A 1070-nucleotide genomic window follows, 5' to 3' on the forward strand; every position below is an offset into this window, starting at 1 on the left:
AGCTTGGGGAATTGATTATTTTTCCCTTGAGAAAGTAGTAGAGTAACTAACCACCCTCTCCTGTAACAGGGAGAGGGTAAAAAGAAAAGAATATGGACTTAGTAATTACAATATTAGGTTGGATTGCATTAGGCGTTATATCTGCTTATCTGTTAGCAATAGTAGGTAAAATAATCTTTGATGCTGCAACCGCTGATTATAAGTTATACAAGCATGTAAGATTGTGTCGCAAGAGATTGCTAAGAAAGCGATATGAAGATTATGCTTGGCTATTACTCCAGTTAGAGAAAGATACGGAAGTTTTCAATCTTACTCATAACACAAGAGATTGGACTTTTGAAGATTGGAGAGAATTTTATCTTAAAAAAGCAAAGGAGGATAAGTAATGAGTAAAGAAAAAGCTATTGAGTATATCACAAGAGCCAAAGAACAGTTATCAGACGATTTGCTTTCTGTCAGGTTTTGTCAAATGGCTCGCAATAATTTAGATAAGGCACTTAAAGAGTTGGAGGATTGATATGACAAAGCAAGAAGCAATGGCTTTCGCTATCAGCGTAGGAAAGCCGATAAGACATAACTCATTTTCAAAAGGTGAGTTTGTTCAATACAAAGGAAAGGAGTTAGTTGATGAAGAAGGAACTATCCTTCCTCAACAAGAGTTTTGGGCTATCCGTTCAGGTGGCTCTTGGGAGAATGGATGGGAAGAATATAAAGAGGATTGAGTATGACAAGAGAAGAAGCATTAAATTCAATGGAAATTCTACGAGGGTATTTCTCGGATTGGGCAAAAGGTTTGGAAAATAAAACAATTAAACAAAGAAAAGATTATGACAAGAGAAGAAAGTAAAGCGTTTTATCCTATTCTGCAAGCTTATGCTGAAGGAAAGGTAATTGAGTGTAGGACAAAACCGAGTGTCGTAGAAGGTATAGATGTTCCGAATGATTGGACGGAAATGAAAGAGATTGAATACTGGAATAATACTGAGTATCGTATTAAGCCAGAGGTAAAGTTTCGCCCTTTTGCCAACACAGAAGAGTGCTGGACTGAAATGCTCAAACATCAGCCGTTT

Annotated in this window: 5 protein-coding genes; all 5 read left to right on the forward strand. The window is 36.8% G+C overall.

Annotated features, from left to right (window positions below; all coding sequences use genetic code 11):
* The first annotated feature begins 92 nt into the window (after positions 1-92).
* Positions 93-386, forward strand: a complete 294-nt coding sequence (locus DW657_RS17410) for a hypothetical protein (RefSeq protein ID WP_118313586.1) — start codon at positions 93-95, stop codon at positions 384-386.
* Positions 386-517 (forward strand): hypothetical protein, encoded by a 132-nt coding sequence (locus DW657_RS18635; RefSeq protein WP_255415925.1) that lies wholly within the window; start codon positions 386-388, stop codon positions 515-517. The genes DW657_RS17410 and DW657_RS18635 overlap by 1 nt, the downstream gene beginning before the upstream one ends.
* 1 nt (position 518) lies before the next feature.
* Positions 519-722: a hypothetical protein gene (locus tag DW657_RS17415; RefSeq protein WP_118313587.1), complete on the forward strand. Its 204-nt coding sequence runs from the start codon at positions 519-521 to the stop codon at positions 720-722.
* Positions 723-724: 2 nt separating this feature from the next.
* A complete protein-coding gene (locus DW657_RS18640; RefSeq protein WP_255415926.1) occupies positions 725-847 on the forward strand; it encodes a hypothetical protein in 123 nt (40 codons plus the stop codon).
* A partial coding sequence (locus DW657_RS17420) for a hypothetical protein (protein WP_147382003.1) occupies positions 828-1070 on the forward strand: 243 nt, incomplete at its 3' end. The genes DW657_RS18640 and DW657_RS17420, both read left to right, overlap by 20 nt.

The organism is Prevotella sp. AM23-5 (genome assembly GCF_003473645.1).
Classification (GTDB): Bacteria; Bacteroidota; Bacteroidia; order Bacteroidales; family Bacteroidaceae; genus Prevotella; species Prevotella copri_A.